Origin of the sequence: Streptomyces sp. NPDC090445 (assembly GCF_044769385.1) — a bacterium.
Lineage (GTDB): Bacteria > Actinomycetota > Actinomycetes > Streptomycetales > Streptomycetaceae > Streptomyces.
The window spans coordinates 1-1008 of the sequence record NZ_JBIVXV010000090.1; the positions used below are offsets into that span (position 1 = coordinate 1).

Genomic DNA, 1008 nt, shown 5'->3' on the forward strand with positions numbered 1-1008 from the left:
CAGGTGCCGCGCGAACAGCCGGCCCAGACCACCGGTCGCACCGGTGACCAACACGGTCCCGGACGGGTCGCCCAGCACCGCGGCCGACACCTCGGCCGTGCTGTCCGAGGACGGGACGCGCACCAGGCGTGCGGCGCTCAGCGCGCCACAGCGGATCGCCAGTTCCGGCTCCCCGGCCGCCAGTGCAGCGGGAAGGGCCGCCGGGGAGGCCTGGTCCTGATCCAGGTCGATCATGACGAGCTGGCCGGGGTTCTCCGACTGAGCCGAGCGCAGCAGACCGCGCACCGCACTGCCCGCCAGTTCCCGTACGCCCGCGCCGGTCTCGACGGCCACCGCACCGGACGTCAGCCACACCAGACGCGTGGCCGCGAACCGCTCGTCGGCCAGCCACTCCTGGACCGATGCCAGTGCCGCGTTCACCGCCGCGTGGACGGCGTCCACCGTGTCACCCGTCCGGGTGTCGTCGGCAGCCGGGAGGACGAACACCGCGTCCGGAACCGGTTCGCCGCCCGTGAGTGCCGCACCGAGCTCGGCGAGGTCGGCGTACTCGGCGATCCGGGCGCCCGTACCGGCCAGGCCGATCTCGTCGCGGCCGAGCACGGCCCACCGGAGGTCTGCAGCGGCCGGGGCGGCCGCCGCGGGCATGTCCACCCACTCCACGCGGAACAGCGACTCCAGGTGACCGGCACCGGCCCCCTGAACCTGGGCCGCGGAGGCCGGGCGGAGCATCAGCGACTCCACGGCCGCCACCGGCCGGCCGGTCTCGTCCGCGACCAGCAGGGCCAGGGTGTGGGCGTCGTCGGGCGAAGCCGGGGTCAGGCGCATCCGGAGAGCGGAGGCACCCACCGCGTAGAGCGAGACACCCGCCCAGGAGAAGGGCAGCATGGCGCCCGGACCGTCCTGGTCCGTGTGCTCGCCGTGCCCGATGGCGTGCAGACCGGCGTCGAGGAGTGCCGGGTGGAGCCCGAACCGGGCCGCATCACCGTGACCGTCCTCCGGCAGCACGAC

The 1008-nt window shown here is 74.9% G+C and carries 1 protein-coding gene; it reads right to left on the reverse strand.

What is annotated here, in order from left to right:
* On the reverse strand, positions 1 to 1005 hold a 1005-nt coding region (locus tag ACIQUT_RS40340; RefSeq protein WP_403570728.1), incomplete at its 3' end, for a polyketide synthase dehydratase domain-containing protein.
* Between the last annotated feature and the right edge of the window lie 3 nt (positions 1006 to 1008).